A 20065-nucleotide genomic window follows, 5' to 3' on the forward strand; every position below is an offset into this window, starting at 1 on the left:
GTTTCCGCAGCCGGTCGCCACAGACCGCCCCGGTGTCTCATCCGACCGAGTGCGATACGCGCCTAATCCGCCCATCGCACCGCAGCACCATAGCAACGACCCCTCAGGATGGATCGTGAAATAGCCACATGATGAGGAGTGCCCCATCTCACATCCTCGGGCCCGCAGATGGGGCACTCCCCCGCGTCTTCCCTGGTCAGGGCTCGACCAGCGAACCTTCCAGGCCCAGCAGGCCCCAGTAGTCGGCGCCGCTGCCGTAATAGCCGGTGCTGTAGCCGATCTGGCGCGCGACGAAGACCGCCCCCTGCGGGCACCGCTCATACAGCGGCTCCAGCATCCGGTGGCAGTGCTCGGTCAGCGCCTTGATGTGGGCGATCACGAACGGCACGTCGACGCCCAGCAGCAGCGCGTTCAGATCGCCCCAGGTGCGGTCGCGGTTCCAGGTGGCCAGGTCGTTGAGCAGCCGCAGCACCTTTTGGACCTGCCGGCTGACCTGGCGCAGCGGTTCCATGTGGTCGAGGATGTCGGGGTCGCCGACGTACATCCAGTGTGCGATGTTGCCCCAGACCGAGCCGAAGTTGTCGGCGTTGTCCAGGTAGCGCTCGTAGGTGGGCAGTTCGGCCTCGCCGCGGGCGTGGGCGTCCTTCCACTCCCACTCGCGCGCCATGCCCTCCAGCATCCGGCGCAGCTCCTCGCGCCACAGCGGGCCGAAGCGCGACCAGGCGGGGCCGGCCGCCACCAGGTCGCGCAGCTCCGCCAGGAACAGCCCCAGCTGGTCGCCGGGGGCGGGGTCGGCGCCGTCGCCGATCTCCAGGCAGCGGCCCACGGTGTCGCGGATCTGCTCCAGGGAGTCGGCGGCATGGTCCATGATCCAGTCCAGCGCGAACAGCCACGCCGAGGTGCGGTTGGACACCCGCAGCTGCGCGGCGCTGTACCAGGGGCCCTGCCCGCCGATGGCCTGGGCGACCTTGGTGAACAGCGAGGGCTCAAAGGGTGGGTCGGGGTAGAGGCCGCAGTAGGTGGCCGCGCAGTCGGCCAGGTCCCGGTCCAGGTCGACGATGAGGGCGGCCAGCCGCCCGGCCTCGACGGCGTCCACCACCGGGCCGGCGGTGGTGAACAGCGTGCGCTCGGTTCCGGTCGCCGTCACCGGTGGGCCTGCAAAGTCATCTGGACCGGGCGGCTGGGCCGTACGGTCAGGGTCAGCTGCGACTCGATGGGCCCGTCATTGCGCAGCACCGGCCGGGCCCGGCTCAGCAGGGACGCCATGATCAGCGTCGTCTCGATCTTGAACAGCTGCTCGCCCAGGCAGACGTGGTCGCCTCCGCCGAAGGGGAAGTAGGCGAACCGGCCGTGCCGCTGGATGCGCGCCTTGATCCGCTCGGGGGTGAACCGCTCCGGGTCGAACTCCTCCGGCCGCTCCCAGATCCGCCGGTCCCGGTGGGTGAGGTAGGGGCTGAGCACCACGGTGGCGCCCTTCTTGATCGGGACTCCGGCGATCACGTCGTCGTCCACGGCGACCCGCGGCACCGCCCACCCGACCGCGTGCATGCGCAGCACTTCCTGCAGGAACATCTGGGTGTAGGGAAGCCGCCGAATGTGCTCGGGCCGGGCGGGGCCATCGCCCACCTCGCTCCGGATCTCCGCATAGACCCGCTCGGCGATCTCGGGATACCGGTGCAGCGCCACCCACAGCCAGGTCAGCCCGTCGGCGGTGGATTCGGTGCCGGAGACGAACAAGGCCACCACATCGTCGCGGATGCGCTGGTCGGAGAAGGGCGTGCCGTCTTCCTCGCGCGCCTCGATCAGTTTCGAGACCACGTCATGGCCGCCGGGCGGGCGCTTGCGGCCCTCGGCGACCAGCGGCCGGAGGATCTCGTCCACCGTGCGGGTGGCGCGGCGGAAGGTCCGGTCACCGGGCATCGGCACCGCGTTGGGCACGAACGGCATGGCCATCCGCCACATGAACGAGCTCGAGGCGGCCGAGACCGCCGCACCCAGCCGGTCGATCTCCGCCACCGACAGCCGGTCGTCGAAGAACACCAGGCTGATCGCGCGGTGCATGAGCCGGTTCATCTCCCGGCGCACGTCCACCGGCTGATCGGCGGCACGGGCCAGCAAGTCGTCGGCGGCCGCGTTGATGGCCTCGGCCATCCGCTCGGTGAAGTGACTGATGTACTGCGCGGAGAAGACCCTGGCCAGCACCTGGCGGCTGGACCGCCACAGAGGGCCTTCACTGGAGATGCCGTTGCCGACCAGCCGGCTGACCGGCTTCCACATCACCACGCCGCGCTGGTAGTTGTCGGCCCGGTCGCGCAGCACATGCTGGACGTGGGCGGGGTCGGTGATCAGATAGGGCCGGAACAGTCCCAGATCGATCCGGGCGATCGCCCCCTCCGCCATGCGCCCGATCGATTCCAGAGCGTGCAGCGCGCCGCCCTGCCGGTACAGCGAGATCAGCCGCCGCAGCGGCACTCTCTCCAGCGAGGCGGTCGAAGCAGCCGAGTGCGCGCCGAGGGTTGTCGACATGACCGTCCCTTCACGGGGATTTGCACACAAACGACGGAGATCTCCTACAAAACGCTACGAAGTATCACACGAAGCCCACAAGCCAACAAGATCACCTTGACGAAACACCTCTCTTCCGGTAGGGGGGCCGGCCGCTCGACAGGGAGGGTTCACCTTCGCGTCAAGATCTTGCCCTGACGGAATTGATCATGTGATACTTCCACACAAGATCCGTTTGTCAGATTTGCAACGAAGGTGCGGAGTAGCCCGGCGATCCGTCTGGCAGCGGCCTGTGATGCCGACGATCGGCCCGGTTCCGGCACGCAGAATTGCGAGGGACGGCACAGGTGACCATCGACGGTACGGCCGAACGCACGACCCGCTCCCCCCGTCTTCTCTCCTCCTCTCAGCTCTCCGCGGCCGCCCGGCGGCTGATCGACGAGTCGCTCGCCGACCCGCTGGGAGGGATGTCCCCGTCGGTGTACGAGACCGCCCGGCTGGTGACGCTCGCCCCCTGGCTGACCGGGCACGCCGAACGGGTGCGCTTCCTGCTGCGGACCCAGCGGGCGGACGGCGGCTGGGTCTCGGCGATCCCCGGCTACCGGGTGGTCCCGACGCTGAGCGCCACCGAGGCGCTGCTGGCCGTGCTGCGCACGCCCGAGCGGCCGGTCCCCGGCGTCACCCGCCGGGAGCTGACCGCCGCCGCCGACCGCGGGCTGCGGGCGCTGCTGCCGCTGCTGGACGGCGAGCGCTCCTTCCCGCTGCCGGACATGCCGGCCGTCGAGCATCTGGCCCCGATGCTGATCGAGCTGATCAACGGCCATCTGGACGAGCTGGAGCCCTGGCGCGACGGCCCCCGGCTGCGCCCCAGCCCGCAGATGGCCCCCAAGACCGCCGCGCTGGTGCGCGAGCTGCTGCGGCGGGGCCAGGCGCTGCCGCAGAAGCTGCTGCACGCGCTGGAGCTGGGCGGCGAGGCCGCCCGCGGCGCCGCGACGGTGCGGCCCGAGCCGATCGGCACGGTCGGGGCCTCCCCCGCGGCCACCGCCGCCTGGCTCGGCGACCGGGAGCCGGCGGACCACGAGCCCGCCCGCCGCTTCCTGGAGTCGGCCGCCGCGCCGCACGGCGGCCCGGTCCCCTCGGTGCTCCCCATCACGGTCTTCGAGCGGGCCTGGATGACCAGCTGGCTGATCCGCTCGGGCGTTCCGCTGGCGGCGCCGCCGCAGCTGCCCGACTTCCTGCAGGCGTCACTGGGTCCGGCCGGCACGGGCGGCGGCGCCGGGCTGCCCTCGGACGCCGACACCTCCTCCGGCACGATGTACGCGCTGGCGCTGCTGGGCCGGCTGCAGCGGCCGGACCTGCTGTGGCGGTACGAGACCGACACGCACTTTTGCACCTGGCAGGGTGAGAACGGCCGGTCGGTCGGCACCAACTCCCACGTTCTGGAGGCCTTCGGCGTCCATCTGCGCGAGGCCGCGCCCGCCGAGCGCTCCGAACGCCATGCGGCCACCGTCCGCAAAGTCGTCTCCTGGCTGCAGGAGCAGCAGCAGGACGACGGGAGCTGGAGCGACCGCTGGCACTCTTCGCCCTACTACGGCACCGTCTGCAGCGCCCCCGCCCTCGCCGAGTTCGGCGGCCCGCAGGCGGCGCCCGCGGTGGACCGGGCCGTGGAGTGGGTGCTGCAGACCCAGCGCCCGGACGGTTCGTGGGGGCTGTGGGAGGGCACCGCCGAGGAGACCGCCTACGCGGTGCAAATCCTGCTGCTGACGCGGCGGGAGGCCGATGGCCGCGTGTTGGCGGCGGCCCACCGCGGCGGGGAGTACCTGCGCACCGTCACCGCCGGCGGCACGGCGATGCCGCCGCTTCCGCCGCTGTGGCATGACAAAGATCTGTACACGCCTTTCCGGATCGTTCAAGCCGCCATCTTGGCGGCGCTGCACCTCACCTGCCCGGACGGGGCCGTGCCGCCTCCCCGGCGCCCCTCCTGACAATCAAGAGAAAGATTTCCGTAAAGTTAATTCCGGCACACCGGGGAGACATCGTAAATCAGGATAATTCACGCTTTTCCGATTGTGCCTTGAAGGGGCTTTCGCGCCGTTGGTAGGGTCCCGGAGTAACACGTACGGGACCACCCTGCCGGTGTCCTCACGCGCAAAGAACGCATCCCCATAAACCCCGCACCACCCTGGTGCGCGCTTTCAGGCGGCGCAACGCGCTCAGGCGACCGCGTCCCCGCCGCAAGACGGCCGGTGCCCCGGCGGCACGCCCCAAGGCCACCGGCCCGGCACCGCCCTTCCCCCGGAGACGCCGATGCCCGAGCCCTCATCGCCCGCACCCGGGAGGACCTCCCCTGCGGGCGCCGGCGGCGCCGCAATCGCCCACGAGAGCACCAGCGCGGAATACCGGGGCGAAGGGGCGATCCCCGGAGGAAAACCGTAAGATCATCGGAGCGTTCCAGGCGAGCACCCGACGCGGGCGCTCCGCCGCGGCTGAAGTCCTCGGCGAGCAGGTTCCGGGCGCCCCGGCCGCCGGCGGACGAGCGCCGCGACGACGTGGACCCCAAGCCGCGCCGGCGACAAGCGACGAGAAGGAGGGCTAGTGATGCCGCAGACAGGTTCCTCCACCGACCTGGCGTGGTTGCTGGACGACCTGGTCAAACGAGTGGCGGACGCCCGCCATGCGGTGGTGTTGTCGGCCGACGGGCTGCTGATGGCCGCCGACAGCGCCTTCAGCAAGGACGACGCCGAGCACCTGTCGGCGGTGGCGGCGGGCATCCAGAGCCTGGCCCGCGGCGCCGGCGAGCGCTTCGGCGGCGGCTCGGTGCGGCAGACCATCGTGGAGATGAACTCCGGCTTCCTGCTGGTGTCGGTGGCCGGCCAGGGCGCCTGCCTGGCGGTGCTGACCACCGAGGACGCCGACGTGGGCCTGGTGGCCTACGAGATGGCGATGCTGGTCACCAGCGTCGGCCGGCACCTGAGCACCCCGGCCCGCTCGGCGGCGGCCAAGAGCTGATGCCATCGTCCACGCCGCCGTGGGAGGGGCAGCAGCCGCCCGACGGCGAGCATTTCGTGCGCCCCTATGTGCTGACCAGCGGCCGCACCCGCCCGGCCCACGGCCGGTTCGACCTCATCTCGCAGGTGGTGACGGTCGGCCCGCCGCCTGAGGCCGATGCCGGGCTCGGCCCCGAGCACCTGTCCATCCTGCGGCTGTGCCGCATCGCGATGTCGGTCGCCGAGCTGGCCGGACGGCTGAACCTGCCGGGCGCCGCCGTCCGGGTCCTGCTGGGCGACCTGTTGGAACGAGGTCATGTGCTGATCCAGGAACCGGCGCCGGAGACCGCCATCACCGACGCGGACATCTACGAGGCGGTGATCGATGGACTCCGCGCGATCTGACCGGGCCCGCCGCCTGCCCACGGCCGTCAAGATCCTGATCGCCGGGGGCTTCGGAGCGGGCAAGACCACCATGGTCGGCTCGGTCTCGGAGACCGTGCCGCTGCGCACCGAGGAGATCCTCACCGACCGCAGCACCGGGGTCGACGACCTGTCCGGGGTGGAGAACAAGGCCACCACCACGGTGGCGATGGACTTCGGCCGCATCACCCTGCGCAAGGACCTGGTGCTCTACCTGTTCGGCACCCCCGGGCAGGAGCGTTTTTGGTTCATGTGGGACGACCTGGCGCTGGGCGCCCTGGGCGCGGTGGTGCTGGCCGACACCCGCAGGATCACCGACTGCTTCCCGTCGGTGGACTACTTCGAGCGGCGCGGCACCCCGTTCATCGTGGCGGTCAACTGCTTCGACGGCGCCCGCCGCTACGAGCTGGAGGAGGTGCGCATGGCGCTCAGCCTGGCGCCCTCGGTGCCGATCATGACGTGCGACGCCCGGGACCGCTCCTCCTCCAAGGAGGTGCTGATCACGCTGGTCCAGCACGCCATGCACCAGCGGCTGGGCACTCCGGCGGCCCGCTGAGCGGCCGCCGCCCATGCCGGGACCGCCCGGCGGCGGCCCGGCATGGGCGGGGTCATGCGTCCCGGTCCCCGTGCAGGACCACGATGGGGCACTTGGCGTGGCGGATGCAGTAGTCGCTGGTGGAGCCGAGCAGGGCGCCGACGATGCCGCCGCGGCCCCGGCTGCCCACCACCAGCAGTTCGGCGTCCTTGGAGGCCTCCACCAGCGCCCGGGCGGGCTGGCCCTGCACCACCGTCGGCCTGACCGGGACCGCCGGCCGCTCGCCGAGCACCTCCGCCACGGTCTCCTGCAGCACCTGCCGCGCCGCGTCCGCCAGGTCGACGTCGTCGGCGTAGACCGGCACGCCGAAGGTGACCGGGATGTCCCAGGCGGTGATGAGCTCCAGTTCGGCGCCGACCAGCTGCGCCTGCCGCGCCGCCCAGCGCAGCGCCCGCTTGGACTCCTCAGAGCCGTCCACGCCGACCACGATGCGTTTGGCCGCCATCGATCCCCCCTTGATCAACTCGTGCCCACCGTAGCGCGGTACCCGGGGCCCGCCCGTCCTCACCCCGGGGCGGTCAGGCCGAGCGCCGCTGCTCCCGGGTCTCGGCGCCGTCCAGTCCGGGGATGGTCAGCAGCTTCTGGGTGACCACGGTCTCCTCCCGGACGATCCCGCTCTCCAGCATGGTGTTGCGGTGGCGGAGCCGGCCGTTGTCGCGCAGCAGCTCGTCCACCTCGGCGCGCAGCCGGGTGATCCGCCTGCTCAGCCGGGTGTAGGTCACCATGACGCCCACGGTGACGCCGATGGCGAACGCGGCGAGGGAGGGCGCCCACAGCGCCCCGATCGTCAGCACCGGCAGCAGGACGAGCATCGCCATCAAGCGACCGTGCTCTTCGGCCCAGTCCCAGACGGCGTTGACGGGCTTGGGAATCCTCACGCCCTGCTCCCTTCTAACCGATCCGACACTTCCGTTGTCGACCGTATGTCACGCCTCCGGTGCCTCTGCCGCACGGACGGTATCAACCAGCACAAACGCCCCCTCAGAGGGACATATGTGACGAACATCCCATCGCTCGGAGTGCGCAACGAATCCCGTGCGATACCGGAAGAACACGCAACAAAGCACCATCAACGTGCAAGAACATCATCTTGGAGGCCGGTAGGGGCCTGCATAGGCTTTCGTTTCGTAACCTCTATAGCCGAGAGTGGGAGCCTGCATGACCGTATCGCCGGTAACGGAGCCCACACCCCTGGCCTCCGCCGTGCAGAAGCGGACGGCACGGCCCCGCCGCTTCCTGATGTGCCCTCCCGAGCACTTCGCCGTCACTTATGCGATCAACCCCTGGATGGACCCGGCGTCCGGCGCCGACCGGGCCCGGGCGCTCGCCCAGTGGGAGCGGCTGCACGAGGCCTACCTGGAGCTCGGCCACCAGGTGGAGCTGATCGAACCGGTCGAGGGCCTGCCCGACATGGTGTTCGCCGCCAACGGCGGGCTGGTGGTGGACGGCCGCGTCTACGGGGCGCGCTTCCGCCACCCGCAGCGGCGCCCGGAAGGCCCCGCCTACCTGGAGTGGTTCCGGCGCAACGGCTTCACCGAGATCCTGGAACCGGCGCACGTCAACGAAGGCGAAGGCGACTTCGCCGTGCTGGACGGGCTCATCCTGGCGGGCACCGGCTTTCGCACCGAGCAGGCCGCCCACACCGAGGCCCAAGAGCACCTGGGCCGCCCGGTGGTCACGCTGCGCCTGGTGGACCCGCGCTTCTACCACCTGGACACGGCGCTGTTCCCGCTCGGCGACGACAACATCGCCTACTACCCGGGCGCCTTCTCCCCCGGCAGCCGCGCGGTGCTGCAGCGCCTGTTCCCGGACGCGCTGGTGGCCGAGGAGGCGGACGCGGCGGTGCTGGGCCTCAACGCCGTCTGCGACGGCCGCCACGTGGTGATCAACGCCGAGGCCACCGGGCTGATCGCGCAACTGCGCCGCCGCGGCTTCGAACCCGTCCCGGTGGACCTGTCGGAGCTGCGCAAGGCCGGCGGCGGCCCCAAGTGCTGCACCCTGGAGCTGCGCGTGTGACCCACCCGATCCGCCCGGACTTTGCGGTCGGGATGCGGCTGCCGCCCGAGGCGAATATGGTCCGAAGAATGAGCACTCACTTTGACGTCGTGGTCCTGGGCGCGGGCCCGGGTGGATATGTCGCTGCGATCCGTGCCGCTCAGCTGGGGCTGCGGACGGGGATCGTTGAGGAGCGCTACTGGGGCGGGGTATGCCTGAACGTGGGCTGCATCCCCTCCAAGGCCCTGCTGCGCAACGCCGAGCTGGCCTACCTGTTCAACAACGAGCGCAAGCTGTTCGGCATCGAGGTCGACGGGCAGGTCCGCTTCGACTTCGCCGCCGCGGTGCAGCGCAGCCGCCAGGTGGCCGACGGCCGGGTCAAGGGCGTCCACTACCTGATGAAGAAGAACGGCATCACCGAGTTCCACGGGCGCGGCGTCTTCACCGACCCGCACACCCTGCAGGTGACGCCGACCGACGGCGGCCAGGCCCAGACCGTCACCTTCGACCACTGCATCATCGCCACCGGGGCGCACCCCAGGCTGCTGCCGGGCACCTCGCTTTCAGAACGCGTGGTGACCTATGAGGAGCAGATCCTCGCCGAGGAGCTGCCGGAGAGCATCGTCATCGCCGGGGCCGGGGCGATCGGCGTGGAGTTCGGCTACGTGCTGCACAACTACGGCACCAAGGTCACCATCGTGGAGTTCCTGGACCGCATGGTGCCGGGCGAGGACGAGGAGGTCTCCAAGGAGCTGGCGCGCCGCTACCGCAAGCTCGGCATCGACGTGCTGACCTCCACCCGGGTGGAGGCCATCGACGACTCCGGGGAGAAGGTCAAGGTCACCGTCACCGGCTCCGACGGGCAGCCCAAGACCCTGGAGGCCGACAAGGTCCTGCAGGCCATCGGCTTCGCCCCCAACGTGGAGGGCTACGGGCTGGAGAAGACCGGGGTCCGCCTCACCGACCGCGGCGCCATCGACGTCGACGCCCGCTGCCGCACCAGCGTGCCGCACATCTTCGCGATCGGGGACGTGACCGCCAAGCTGATGCTGGCGCACACCGCCGAGGCGATGGGCATCGTGGCGGCCGAGACCATCGCCGGCGCCGAGACCATGGAGATCGACTACCGGATGGTGCCGCGGGCCACCTACTGCCAGCCGCAGATCGCCAGCTTCGGGCTGACCGAGGCGCAGGCCCGCGCCGAGGGCTACGACGTCAAGGTCGCCAAGTTCCCCTTCACCGCCAACGGCAAGTCCCACGGCCTGGGCGACCCCAACGGGTTCGTCAAGCTGATCGCCGACGCCAAGTACGGCGAGCTGCTGGGCGGCCACATGATCGGCCCGGACGTCACCGAGCTGCTGCCGGAGCTGACGCTGGCCCAGCAGTGGGACCTGACCGTGCACGAGGTGGCCCGCAACATCCACGCCCACCCGACCCTGAGCGAGGCGGTCAAGGAGGCCGTGCACGGCCTGGCCGGGCACATGATCAACTTCTAGGTCCTCTTCCCGGCGGCGCCCCGCACGGCCTCGAACCCTCCCGGCGCCGGCGCGCGTACCACCTGCGGACGATCGCGATCACGCAGCCGGGAGGTGGAGCGTGCGGGGCCTTCCCCCATCGGGCGGCGCGACGGGCGACGCGGCCGTGCGCACGGCCGGCGGTGCCGCTCCCCCACCGGGTGAGGAGGCCGCGCCGCCGGAACCTGAGGGGACGCCCGGATCGCGAGGGCTGCTGCACCTGGGGGTGCTCGCCGCGGCGGCGGCGCTGTGCGCGCTGGCCGCCGCGCTGTATTTCGGGGGCGCGCTGACCACCACCGTGCCGTGGCTGGAAGGCTCGGGCGGGCTGACCCGGGGCGGGCTGCCCGTCGCCGAACTGGCGGTGACCGGGGCCGGGACGGTCACGGTGGGGCTGCTGCTGGCCGGGGCGGTGCTGCTGGCCGGGCCGGACGGGCGGCTGCCGCCGCCGGGGCTGCGCTGCCTGCGCCTGGCGCGGGTGAGCGCGGCGGTCTGGGCGGCGGCGGCGCTGGTCAGCGTGGCGCTGGGGACGTCCTACCTGCTGGGCAAGCCGGTCTGGCAGGTCACCGACGGCGAGCTGCTGAGTTTTCTGACCGACCTGGTGCGGGGGCGGGCGCTGGCGGTGGTGGCGGCGGTGGCCGTGACGCTGGCCGCGGCGGCCGGACAGGTCCGCAGTGCCGCCGGGGCGGGGGCGTTGCTGCTGGTGGCGCTGGCCGGGCTGCTGCCGCAGGCGGTCACCGGGCATCCGGCCTCTTCCGACGATCACGCGCTGGCCACGTTCGCGATGGCCGTGCACGTGGTGGCCGCCGCGGTGTGGGTGGGCGGGCTGGTGGCGCTGGTGGCGCTGGCCCGGCCCGCCGCGCGGCTGCTCGCGGTGATCGTCCCGCGTTACAGCGCGGTGGCGGGTCTTTGTTTCGCGGCCGTGACGGTCAGCGGGCTGGTCAGCGCCTGGGTTCAGGTGGGCGGGGCCGAGGCGGTGCTCGGCACCCGCTACGGGCTGCTGGTGGTGGCCAAGGCGGCGCTGCTGGGCTGCCTGGGCTGGCTGGGGTGGCTGCACCGCCGGGTGAGCATCCCGGCGTTGCGCGCCCGCCGGGAGCGGTGGGTCTTCCTCCGGCTGGCCTCGGTCGAGGTGGTGGTAATGGCCGCGGCGATGGCGCTGGCCACGGGCCTGTCGTGGACGCCGCCGCCGGCCGAGGACACCGGGCCGACCAACCCGGCCGGGGTCCTGCTGGGTTTCACGCCTCCCGGGCCGCCGAGCGCGGCGGCCTATGCGTTCGGCCGGCTACCCGACCCGATGTTCCTCACGCTGGTCGCAGCGGGGGCGGTGCTGTACCCGCTCGGGGTGCTGCGGCTGCGGCGGACCGGGACCGGCTGGCCGTTGCGGCGGACGCTGGCCTGGTACGGCGGGCTGCTGATCGTGCTGGCGGCCACGTGCGGCGGGCTCGCCCGCTACAGCCCGGCCCTGTTCAGCGGGCATGTGGCCCAGCACCTGGCGCTGACGCTGGTGGCGCCGGTGCCGCTGCTGCTGGCCGCCCCGGCCGAGCTGGCCTTGACGGCGCTGCGGCCGGCGTCCGGGGCGGTGGGCCGCTCCCCCCGTGACCTGCTGGCGGCCCTGCTGGACAGCCGGGCGGTGCGGTGGGCGGGGCACCCTCCGGTGGCGCTGGCGCTGGTGGTGCTCACCCTGTACGGCTTTTACACCACCCCGCTGTTCGAGGCGTCGCTGCGCAACCGTTCACTGCATTCGCTCGCCATGGCGGTGTTCCTGCTGACCGGGGTGTTCTTCGTGCGGGCCGTCATCGGCGGCGCGCGGTGGCTGCCGCTCGCCCTGGCCTTCTTCCACCTGTCCTTCGGGTATGCGTTCTTGACGGCGGCGACCGTGTTCGCCGAGGACTGGTACACGGCGCTCGCCCTGGTGTGGGCCCCTCCGCCCGAGCAGGACCAGCAGAGCGCGGGCCTGCTCGTGTGGGCGATCGGCGGCCTGACCACGGTGGCGCTGCCGTTGCTGAGCAGGCGGCGCGGCCCTGCCGTGCCGCGTTCTTGAGGGGTGTTCCCTTCGATGCGCCGTTCCCGCGAGCGGGGGCGGCGCGGCATGGGGCACTGCCGGTGTTTCTTTCTCCGAGTCAGAGGCGGTCAGGCGCGGTGGTCCGGGAAGGCACGCCGAGGCCCCGTTTCCGGGGGCCGCGGCAAGGTGTTGATCCATCGTTGGAGGATGGACGAAAGAACAGGCCGGGGCCGTACCCGGCATTCACGCCCCGTCCGCGGGGCGTCCGTCCAAGGGGGCGGAGCGGAGGGGGTGCGTCGCACATGAGCCGCCGGGTGGCCGGGCCCGGCACGGGTTGCGGGGGTGGCGATGCCGACCGCTGAGGAGTCGCGGTGGCGCACCGAGCGGGAACGGCTCAACCGGCGGCGCGCCGAGCTCGGCGAGGAGGCCGCCCGGCTCTACCGGGGGGCGCACCGGGTCGGCTCGACCTCGCTGCTGTGCCGGCCGGAGTGGATACCGGACGTTCCGCTCCCCCTGGAGCGCGTCGAGCTGGTGTGGGAGGAGACGCCCGAGCCGCCCGTGGTGACGGGCGCGCAGGCTCCCCTGCCCCCCGGGTACCGCGCCTACAGCCAGGCCATGGGGGCGCTGGCGGCTCCGGCCGTGTTCGAGAACCGTCCCGTCTACCGGCTGCTGGAGGCCGATCTGGCCGGCCGCGGCGGGTCCGGGGCGGTGTTGCGGCTGTCGGGGGCGCGGTACTTCGACGGGGTGGACGTCGGGGAGGCGGTCGCGCACGAGCTGGCGGCCCGCGTGGCGGGGCTGCCGCTGCGGACGCTGGTGGGGGACCCGTGCGACCTGGCGCGGCGGACGGCGGTGCCGGCGGTCACGACCGTGACGATCCGGCGGCGGGCGCGGGACGTGGTGCTGCACCGGCGGGACCCGGCGAAGGTCGCCCATGCCGGCGGGCTCTACCAGGTGATGCCGGTGGGCGTGTTCCAGCCCGTCACCGAAGACCCCCGCGAGGACCTGGATCTGTGGCGGTGCATGGCGCGGGAGTTCGCCGAGGAGTTCCTGGGGGCGGACGAAGAGTACCGGCCCGGCTTCTCCTACCGGGAGTGGCCCTTTTACCGGCGGCTGGAACAGGCGCGTGCGGCGGGGGCGGTGCGGGTCCACTGCCTGGGGATCGGTGTCGATCCGCTGTCGCTGGCCGTGGACGTGCTGACGGCGGCCGTCATCGACGATGCGGCCTTCGGGGAGCTGTTCGGCGGGCTGGTGCGGGTCAACGCCGAAGGACGGGTCGCCATGGCGCCGCTGGAGGGGCCGGCGCCGCGGCCGATGCAGCCGGCCGGGGCGGCCGCGCTGGAGCTGGCGCGGCGCCACCGGGACCTGCTGCTCAGCCGTCGATGAGGCCCCTCAGCTCCCCCAGGGCGTCGTCGAGGTGGTCCATGATCTCCCAGGGGTCGGGGATCATCTGGCGGCAGGTCACGATGCCGACGTCGAGCTTGCCGTCATAGGACAGCACGGTGATGTTCAGCCCGCCGGTCAGGTCGCTGACCACCGAGATCGGGAAGTAGCCGAGCACCCGGGCGCCGCGCAGGTACAGCGGGAAGTCCGGGCCGGGCACGTTGGAGACCAGCAGATTGACCGGGCGCAGGTACTCGCCCGGCCGGGCCTGCAGGGCCAGCCGCAGCAGCGGGCCGGCCAGCGGGGCGGGCACCAGTTCGCTCAGCCCCTCCAGCCAGGCGCCCGAGGAGCGGGCGAAGCGCCGTTTGGCCGCCGCCAGGTCGCCGCGGATCGCGGCGAAGCGCTCGGCCGGGTCGGCCAGATGGGTGGCCAGCGGCGTCACCATCGCCGACATCCGGTTGCCGCCCGCCGCATCGCCGTCCCGGCCGCGGCGCAGCGACACCGGCACCGCCGCCACCAGCGGCCGGTCGGGCAGCTCGCCGCGCTTGTCCAGCCAGCGGTGCAGCGCCGTGGCCACCAGCGCCATCACCACGTCGTTGACGCTGCCGCCCAGCTCCCGGCGGATGCGCCGGATCTCCGCCAGCGGCAGCTCGCCGAAGGCCACCGCCCGGCGGGCGCTGATCGTCCCGTTGAACGGGGTGGGCGGGGCGACGGTGCGGGGCAGCGGCACGACGCCGTCGCGGCCGAGCGCCCCCTGGATCGCCCGGGCCAGCGGCTGCACTCCCGGCAGTTGCGCAAGGCCGGGGATCTCATCCAGGTAGGGGGCGGTGCGGGCCAGCATGCGGGCGCCGCGCACCGGGTGGGCGAGCGCGCGCAGCAGCCCGGTGCGCACCCGTTCGGCCAGGGCCGGCGCCTGCTGCGGCACGGTGTCGTCGGGGGGCAGCTCGCGCGGCTGCGGGGACAGGTCCAGCAGGGCGGCCAGGGTCTCGGTGGCCAGGACCCCGTCCACCGCGGCGTGGTGGACCTTGATGTAGACGGCGGTGCGGCCGCCCTCCAGGCCCTGGATGACCACCGCCTCCCACAGCGGCCGGGCGCGGTCCAGCGGCCGTTCGTGCAGCATCGCCACGACGTCGGCGAGCTGGGCGGCGTTGCCCGGGGCCGGCAGCCCCACCTCGAAGACGTGGCGGGCCGGGTCGAAGTCCGGGTCGTCCTCCCAGTAGGGCCGGTCGATGCCCAGCGGCACCGCGGCCAGCCGCATCCGCAGCGGCCGGGGGGCCAGGTGGGCGCGTTCGCGGATCACCTCGATGAGGTCCTCGGCGGTGAGCCGGCCGCCGGGGCAGGCGACCGGGTCGAGGATCCCCAGGCCGGCGATATGGGCGTGCGTGGTGCCGGTCTCGACGTTCAGGAAGTTGGCGTCCACCGCCGTCAGCTGGCGCATCCTCGATCCCCACAGTCCTCAGGTGCCTGGCCTGTCTCCTGAGCTATGCGGTACCGGGCGGTAGGTCAATGAAGGCGGGAAGGAAGTAACTCGAACTTAACGTAGTTATTCAAATACACAGAGTAACAAAAGATGGCGCGGCGACGCCGATGACGGCCTCCGGAACACCGCTCCGGGAGAACCCGGCGGGCGCCCGCCTGAGACGATCCGGGCCATTCGGTTCACCGCCGGGCGTTCCCGGCAGCCGCGACGATCGGGCTGCGGCACCATGATCGCGGCACTAGGGTTACCGGACATGACGGCACGACCGCTCTCGGAGATCGTCGAGGCCGGCTGGGCGCGCGCCCTGGAGCCGGTGGCCGACCGCATCGCGGCGATGGGGAACTTCCTGCGCGCCGAAGTGGCCGCCGGGCGGCGCTATCTGCCGGCCGGGGAGCACATCCTGCGGGCCTTCCAGCAGCCGTTCGCCGATGTGCGGGTGCTGATCGTGGGGCAGGACCCCTACCCCACCCCGGGGCACCCGGTGGGGCTGAGCTTCTCGGTGGCGCCGCATGTGCGTCCGCTGCCGCCCAGCCTGATCAACATCTTCACCGAGTACACCGCCGACCTGGGCCACCCCGAGCCGAGCACCGGCGATCTGACGCCGTGGGCGCAGCAGGGCGTGCTGCTGCTCAACAGGGTGCTGACGGTGCAGCCGTACAAGCCCGCCTCGCACCGCGGCAAGGGCTGGGAGGAGGTCACCGAGCAGGCGATCCGGGCGCTGGCGGCGCGCGGCGGCCCGCTGGTGGCGATCTTGTGGGGCCGGGACGCCCGCAGCCTCAAGCCGCTGCTGGGCGGCGTCCCGTGCATCGAATCGGCGCATCCCAGCCCGATGTCGGCCGACCGGGGCTTTTTCGGTTCCCGTCCGTTCAGCCGCGCCAACCGGCTGCTGGAAGAGCAGGGCGGGCAGCCCATCGACTGGAAGCTCCCCTGACGGAAGGCGGCTGTGACCGCGCGCACGTTTCCCGCGCGGTCTTCTCCGCATAGGTTGCTCTCATGACGGAGGTCGCCCGTCCGGCCTCGTCTTCACCTACCCGACAAATCAACCTTTTCGTGCATATTTCGCCAGATTAACCACGAAGATTCCCAGGTGGTTCGATAGCCCCGATAAAGCTCGTGCGGCGTAATTCGGTGGACGTTCCGCCCTGGACGCCCGATCATCGGAGGCATGTCGATGTCGCAGGAAAGGCCGCAGGAGATACTGCACCTGGTCGAAGTCTCCGCAAGCGAGCCCGACCTGGCGATGTCGGTCGTCTTCAACCTCAGCGACAACAATTCCCCCGCCGACGTGCTGGACGTGCTGTCGCTGCGCCCCTTCGCCACCGGCGAGCAGCCCTGGTCCAAGTCGACCCGGCTGGAGCATGTGAAGGCCGACGCCCCGCTGTGCCCGGAAGGCGGCCGGGTGCTGCGCACCGCCAGCGAGGACGACAAGCACTCGGTGCTGGCCGCGGGCGACGGCTGGACGCTCCTGGTCAACCGGTGGGACAGCGGCAACGCCTACGTGGCGGTCTCGGCGGTCAGCCGGGAGCTGGCCGAGGCGGTGCTGGCCGAGACGGTCCGGGACGCCACCGAGCCGCCGTCCCCCGACGAGACCCAGGTGGAGATGGGCTTTTGGCACATGGCCAGGCACGGCCCCAGCCGCCGCGAGCGGATCATCTCCGCCGACACCTGGGCGGACATCCGCGGCAACTACACCGCCCCCGTCGCCGAGGCCCTCGACCGGGTGATGCGGCTGAACCCGTCCCAGGTGTCCGGGCGGCTGCTGTTGCTGCACGGCCCGCCCGGCACCGGCAAGACCACCGCGCTGCGGGCGCTGGCCCGCGCCTGGGTGGACTGGTGCCAGGCCGACTGCGTGCTGGACCCGGAGGTGCTCTTCAGCGACCCCGGCTACCTGATGCAGGTGGCGGTCGGCGCCGATGACGACGGCGGCAAGCGGCGCTGGCGGCTGCTGATCCTGGAGGACTGCGACGAGCTGATCCGCGGAGAGGCCAAGCAGTCCACCGGCCAGGGCCTGTCGCGGCTGCTCAACTTGACCGACGGGATGCTCGGGCAGGGCCGGGACGTGCTGGTGGCCATCACCACCAACGAGGACCTGACCCGGCTGCACCCGGCGGTGATCCGCCCCGGCCGCTGCCTGGCGCAGATCGAGGTGGGCCCGCTGACCCGGGACGAGGCCCTGCGCTGGCTGGGCCAGGACGCCGACCCGTCGCTGATCGGCCCCGAGGGCGCCACGCTGGCCGAGCTGGCGGCGCTGCGCAAGGGCGAGCAGCCGGCCCCCGCCGCCGAGGCCTCCGGCCCGGCCACCGGGTTCTACCTGTGAGAATCCGCGGGGCCGAGCGGGCCAATAACGGCGATTGGATCTGTCGCCGCCGCCGGGGCGTCCGCACCCTGAAGGCATGGACGACCTTCACCGCGACCTTCACCCGCGCACCCGCGCGGCGCATCCGCCCCTGATCCGGCCGGTCGGCAGCCTGCCGCTGTCCACCCCCATCTACCAGGGGCATTTGTTCTCCTTCGAGGACGCCGAGGCGATGGCGGCGGCCTTCGAGGGGCCGGCCCGGGCCGATGAGGACGGCCATCGCGCCTTCTACTACAGCCGGATGGGCAACCCGACCGTCCGCATGTTCGAGGAGGCCGTCAACGACCTGGAGGGCGGCGCCGGGGCGCTGGCCACCGGCTCGGGCATGGGGGCGGTGAACGCCGTGCTGATGTCGCTGCTGCGCTCGGGCGACCATGTGATCGCCCAGCGGTCGCTGTACGGGGGCACCTACACGCTGCTGCGCGACCTGGCCGAACGGTGGGGCGTGGAGGTCACCCACGTCTCCGGGGACGACCTGCGGCAGGTGCGCGCCGCGCTGCGTCCGCGCACCCGGCTGCTCTACCTGGAGACGATCACCAACCCCACCACCGAGGTGGTGGACCTGCCCGCGCTGGCCGCACTCGCCCGGGAGGCGGGGGTGCTGACCGCGGTGGACAACACCTTCGCCACCCCGGTGCTGTGCCGGCCCCTGGAACACGGCATCGACATCGTGATCCACTCGGCCACCAAGTACCTGGGCGGGCACTCGGACGTGCTGGCCGGGGTGGTGGTCTGCGCCGACGCGGACCTTTACCGCCGGATCTGGCACCACTCCCTGGAGCTGGGCGCCGGCATCGACCCGATGACCGCCTGGCTGTCGGTGCGGGGAATGGCCACGCTCCCGCTGCGGATGGCCCAGCACTGCCACAACGCGCTCGGCCTGGCCCGGCGCCTGGCCGGGCATCCGGCGGTGGAGCGGGTGCACTACCCCGGCCTGGAGTCGCACCCCCACCACCGGGTCGCCCGGCGGCTGCTGGACGGCGGGTTCGGCGGAGTGCTGTCGATCGACCTGGCCGGCGGGCGGGAGGCCGGGCGGGTGTTCGCCGAGAGCCTGCGCCTGGTGCGCATGGCCCCCTCGCTGGGCGGGACCAAGACGCTGGTGCTGCATCCGGCCAGCACCTCGCATCGGGGGCTGGACGAGCGGGCGCTGGCCGAGGCCGGGATCGGCGCCGGCACCGTCCGGCTGGCCGTGGGCATCGAGGACCTGGACGATCTGTGGGACGACATCGAGCAGGCTCTGGCCAAGGCGAGCCGGACGGGCTGACCGGCGCCTGCGGCCGCCGGGCCGCGGCGTGGGAAACCGGGGCCGGGTGAACCCGGCGGCCCGGCGCGGATCCCCCTGCCCCCACGGCGCCGGGCCACGGGCCCGGTCAGGGGCTGCGCTCCCCGCTACGCAGCCTTGCGACCGCCCTTAGGATCGCCGCTCCGCGGCACGCCGAACATCCGGGATTCCACGGTCAAATCCTTCGGGCGACACGCAAATTCCGCCCGCCGCCACGCAACCCGGGACGGAGGCCACGAGGCGGCGAGGGCCGGGGAGATCCCTGACCGGTGCGGGAACCCCACGTACAGTCCCAGGGCTTCGCCGCCGTCCAGGCGGCAAAGTCACAGCCCGCGGCCGCCCAGCGCCGCCGGCCGCACCGGCGCCTCCCTCGCCCGCCATCGCGATCGCGCCGCCCGCGATCCCGTAGGCCATGGCGCGCGCCCGTTCGGCCGTTTCACCGGATCGCCCAATGACTAAGGCAAGCCCCATCCAGATGAGGCTTGCCTTAGTTGCATCGGGCGGGTGTGCAGTTCTCCTCGGCTGCTCAGTCCTTGGACTTGTCCTCCTTGCCGCCGGTGTCTTTGGAACCGCCGGTGTTCTGCCCGCCCTCCAGGTCGGTCACATCAGTGGTGCCGTCGCTCTCGCGGCCGGCGGGCTTTTGCTGGCTGATCTTCCAGGTGCCGTCCTGGCGGACCAGGCTCAAGCTCAGATAGTTGCGCTTGACCTCCTGGGTGCCGCTGGTGCTCTGGAAGGTGATGTCGAAGACCAGCACGGCGCTGGCGAACATGTCGTCGACCCCGGCCACATAGACCTGGCTGGTCTTGGACGTCACCGAGAAACGGCTCTCATCCAGGCTCTTTTGCAGCTGGTCGATGTCGATCTGCCGGGCCTTGGTGAGGGCGTCGCCGGTCAGGAAGGAATGCGCCCGCTCCACCGAGTTCTTCAGGTCGGTGCGGTCGTAGCTGAGCACCGCGTTGCCGTAGTCGGTGACCACCTTGATCACCTCGCGGCGGGCCTCCTCCCGCTGCGACAGCTCGTGCTGGGACCGCCACAGCACGATCGACAGCGTGGCCAGGGCGGCGATGAGCACCACCGCGACGGCCGCCGGGACGGCCGGCAGGCCGAACAGCGACGCCCTGCGGGCCGGGACGTCTTCGGCCGGCTTCGGCTTGACCTTGGCCGGTTTCTTCAAGGGCTTCGTCTTGGACCCGGCCTGCTCGGACTCGGTGTCCGACCCCGCCGGGGAGGCGTTCCCGTCCTCAGCCTCGGCCTCGGTCTTGTCCTCGGTCTTGTCCTCAACGGTCCGGTCGGCTTCGGTCTCGGCGGCCTCCCGCCCGTCCCGATCCGCCCGCTCGGCGCCCTCGCCCGGCTCCTCCTGCCGGTCGAGGACCTCCAACACGTCCCGCAGGTCGTCGTCCTCACCGTCGTCGATGACCTCGATGACCCGGACCCGGCGGACCTTCTTGCGCGCCGGACGGGCCTTAGCCGCGGCGTCGGGCCGGCCCTCCGCCGCGGCGCCCTCGGCGTCCTCGGCTGCGTCCTTGCTGGTCTTGGCTGTCATGTCGGC

General features: G+C 72.1%; 17 protein-coding genes. 11 read left to right on the forward strand and 6 right to left on the reverse strand.

The window, feature by feature from the left end:
- Positions 1-196: 196 nt before the first annotated feature.
- Both TCUR_RS18730 and TCUR_RS18735 read right to left on the reverse strand, forming a co-directional pair.
- The gene (locus TCUR_RS18730) at positions 197-1147 is read right to left on the reverse strand and encodes a terpene synthase family protein (RefSeq protein WP_012854121.1); all 951 of its coding nucleotides are present in this window, start codon (positions 1145-1147) and stop codon (positions 197-199) included.
- Positions 1144-2526: a cytochrome P450 gene (locus TCUR_RS18735; RefSeq protein WP_012854122.1), complete on the reverse strand. Its 1383-nt coding sequence runs from the start codon at positions 2524-2526 to the stop codon at positions 1144-1146. Before TCUR_RS18735 ends, TCUR_RS18730 begins: the two co-directional genes overlap by 4 nt.
- Positions 2527-2852: 326 nt before the next feature.
- On the opposite strand from TCUR_RS18735, the gene TCUR_RS18740 reads away from it, so the two are divergent.
- The 4 genes from TCUR_RS18740 (at position 2853) to TCUR_RS18755 (ending at position 6471) form a co-directional block, all read left to right on the forward strand.
- Positions 2853-4490 (forward strand): prenyltransferase/squalene oxidase repeat-containing protein, encoded by a 1638-nt coding sequence (locus TCUR_RS18740; RefSeq protein ID WP_012854123.1) that lies wholly within the window; start codon positions 2853-2855, stop codon positions 4488-4490.
- Between the two features lie 613 nt (positions 4491-5103).
- Positions 5104-5514: a roadblock/LC7 domain-containing protein gene (locus TCUR_RS18745; protein ID WP_012854124.1), complete on the forward strand. Its 411-nt coding sequence runs from the start codon at positions 5104-5106 to the stop codon at positions 5512-5514.
- Positions 5514-5897 (forward strand): DUF742 domain-containing protein, encoded by a 384-nt coding sequence (locus TCUR_RS18750; RefSeq protein WP_012854125.1) that lies wholly within the window; start codon positions 5514-5516, stop codon positions 5895-5897. The genes TCUR_RS18745 and TCUR_RS18750 overlap by 1 nt, the downstream gene beginning before the upstream one ends.
- Complete coding sequence (locus TCUR_RS18755; RefSeq protein WP_012854126.1) at positions 5878-6471, forward strand: GTP-binding protein; 594 nt, start codon at positions 5878-5880, stop codon at positions 6469-6471. Before TCUR_RS18750 ends, TCUR_RS18755 begins: the two co-directional genes overlap by 20 nt.
- Positions 6472-6523: 52 nt before the next feature.
- Here the strand turns inward: TCUR_RS18755 and TCUR_RS18760 are convergent, their stop codons facing one another.
- Complete coding sequence (locus TCUR_RS18760; protein ID WP_012854127.1) at positions 6524-6955, reverse strand: universal stress protein; 432 nt, start codon at positions 6953-6955, stop codon at positions 6524-6526.
- Between the two features lie 73 nt (positions 6956-7028).
- On the reverse strand, positions 7029-7388 hold the full coding sequence (locus TCUR_RS18765) for a hypothetical protein (protein ID WP_012854128.1): 360 nt from the start codon (positions 7386-7388) through the stop codon (positions 7029-7031).
- Between the two features lie 280 nt (positions 7389-7668).
- Between TCUR_RS18765 and ddaH the strand changes: the two genes are divergently transcribed.
- The 4 genes from ddaH to TCUR_RS18785 all read left to right on the forward strand — a co-directional run bounded on the left by ddaH (position 7669) and on the right by TCUR_RS18785 (position 13401).
- Positions 7669-8526: a dimethylargininase gene (gene ddaH / locus TCUR_RS18770; RefSeq protein ID WP_012854129.1), complete on the forward strand. Its 858-nt coding sequence runs from the start codon at positions 7669-7671 to the stop codon at positions 8524-8526.
- A 68-nt stretch (positions 8527-8594) separates the two neighbouring features.
- Entirely contained in the window at positions 8595-10001 is a 1407-nt protein-coding gene (gene lpdA, locus TCUR_RS18775) for a dihydrolipoyl dehydrogenase (RefSeq protein WP_012854130.1), read from the forward strand.
- A gap of 100 nt (positions 10002-10101) precedes the next feature.
- Positions 10102-12057 carry a bifunctional copper resistance protein CopD/cytochrome c oxidase assembly protein gene (locus tag TCUR_RS18780; RefSeq protein ID WP_012854131.1) on the forward strand — a complete coding sequence of 652 codons (1956 nt, stop codon included), beginning with the start codon at positions 10102-10104 and terminating at the stop codon, positions 12055-12057.
- A 309-nt stretch (positions 12058-12366) separates the two neighbouring features.
- Positions 12367-13401, forward strand: coding sequence for a hypothetical protein (locus TCUR_RS18785; RefSeq protein WP_012854132.1), 1035 nt, complete (start codon positions 12367-12369; stop codon positions 13399-13401).
- On the opposite strand, the gene TCUR_RS18790 is transcribed toward TCUR_RS18785, so the two are convergent.
- Positions 13388-14836, reverse strand: a complete 1449-nt coding sequence (locus tag TCUR_RS18790) for a WS/DGAT/MGAT family O-acyltransferase (protein ID WP_012854133.1) — start codon at positions 14834-14836, stop codon at positions 13388-13390. The two genes, TCUR_RS18785 and TCUR_RS18790, sit on opposite strands and share 14 nt — an antisense overlap.
- Before the next feature lie 295 nt (positions 14837-15131).
- Between TCUR_RS18790 and TCUR_RS18795 the strand changes: the two genes are divergently transcribed.
- The 3 genes from TCUR_RS18795 to TCUR_RS18805 all read left to right on the forward strand — a co-directional run bounded on the left by TCUR_RS18795 (position 15132) and on the right by TCUR_RS18805 (position 18498).
- A complete protein-coding gene (locus TCUR_RS18795; RefSeq protein ID WP_012854134.1) occupies positions 15132-15809 on the forward strand; it encodes a uracil-DNA glycosylase in 678 nt (225 codons plus the stop codon).
- Between the two features lie 234 nt (positions 15810-16043).
- Positions 16044-17195, forward strand: a complete 1152-nt coding sequence (locus TCUR_RS18800; RefSeq protein WP_245536898.1) for a DUF5925 domain-containing protein — start codon at positions 16044-16046, stop codon at positions 17193-17195.
- Between the two features lie 76 nt (positions 17196-17271).
- Positions 17272-18498 (forward strand): trans-sulfuration enzyme family protein, encoded by a 1227-nt coding sequence (locus TCUR_RS18805; RefSeq protein WP_012854136.1) that lies wholly within the window; start codon positions 17272-17274, stop codon positions 18496-18498.
- A 544-nt stretch (positions 18499-19042) separates the two neighbouring features.
- Here TCUR_RS18805 and TCUR_RS18810 read toward each other — a convergent pair.
- The gene (locus TCUR_RS18810; protein WP_012854137.1) at positions 19043-20059 is read right to left on the reverse strand and encodes a hypothetical protein; all 1017 of its coding nucleotides are present in this window, start codon (positions 20057-20059) and stop codon (positions 19043-19045) included.
- Between the last annotated feature and the right edge of the window lie 6 nt (positions 20060-20065).

The organism is Thermomonospora curvata DSM 43183 (assembly GCF_000024385.1).
GTDB lineage: Bacteria > Actinomycetota > Actinomycetes > Streptosporangiales > Streptosporangiaceae > Thermomonospora > Thermomonospora curvata.

Excerpts from the sequence above, each read along its gene's own strand:
- TCUR_RS18735 (WP_012854122.1), bottom strand. The coding sequence starts at position 2,526 with ATGTCGACAACCCTCGGCGCGCACTCGGCTGCTTCGACCGCCTCGCTG.
- TCUR_RS18745 (WP_012854124.1), top strand. The coding sequence starts at position 5,104 with ATGCCGCAGACAGGTTCCTCCACCGACCTGGCGTGGTTGCTGGACGAC.
- TCUR_RS18750 (WP_012854125.1), top strand. The coding sequence starts at position 5,514 with ATGCCATCGTCCACGCCGCCGTGGGAGGGGCAGCAGCCGCCCGACGGC.
- TCUR_RS18755 (WP_012854126.1), top strand. The coding sequence starts at position 5,878 with ATGGACTCCGCGCGATCTGACCGGGCCCGCCGCCTGCCCACGGCCGTC.
- TCUR_RS18760 (WP_012854127.1), bottom strand. The coding sequence starts at position 6,955 with ATGGCGGCCAAACGCATCGTGGTCGGCGTGGACGGCTCTGAGGAGTCC.
- ddaH (WP_012854129.1), top strand. The coding sequence starts at position 7,669 with ATGACCGTATCGCCGGTAACGGAGCCCACACCCCTGGCCTCCGCCGTG.
- lpdA (WP_012854130.1), top strand. The coding sequence starts at position 8,595 with ATGAGCACTCACTTTGACGTCGTGGTCCTGGGCGCGGGCCCGGGTGGA.
- TCUR_RS18785 (WP_012854132.1), top strand. The coding sequence starts at position 12,367 with ATGCCGACCGCTGAGGAGTCGCGGTGGCGCACCGAGCGGGAACGGCTC.
- TCUR_RS18790 (WP_012854133.1), bottom strand. The coding sequence starts at position 14,836 with ATGCGCCAGCTGACGGCGGTGGACGCCAACTTCCTGAACGTCGAGACC.
- TCUR_RS18795 (WP_012854134.1), top strand. The coding sequence starts at position 15,132 with ATGACGGCACGACCGCTCTCGGAGATCGTCGAGGCCGGCTGGGCGCGC.
- TCUR_RS18800 (WP_245536898.1), top strand. The coding sequence starts at position 16,044 with ATGTCGATGTCGCAGGAAAGGCCGCAGGAGATACTGCACCTGGTCGAA.
- TCUR_RS18805 (WP_012854136.1), top strand. The coding sequence starts at position 17,272 with ATGGACGACCTTCACCGCGACCTTCACCCGCGCACCCGCGCGGCGCAT.
- TCUR_RS18810 (WP_012854137.1), bottom strand. The coding sequence starts at position 20,059 with ATGACAGCCAAGACCAGCAAGGACGCAGCCGAGGACGCCGAGGGCGCC.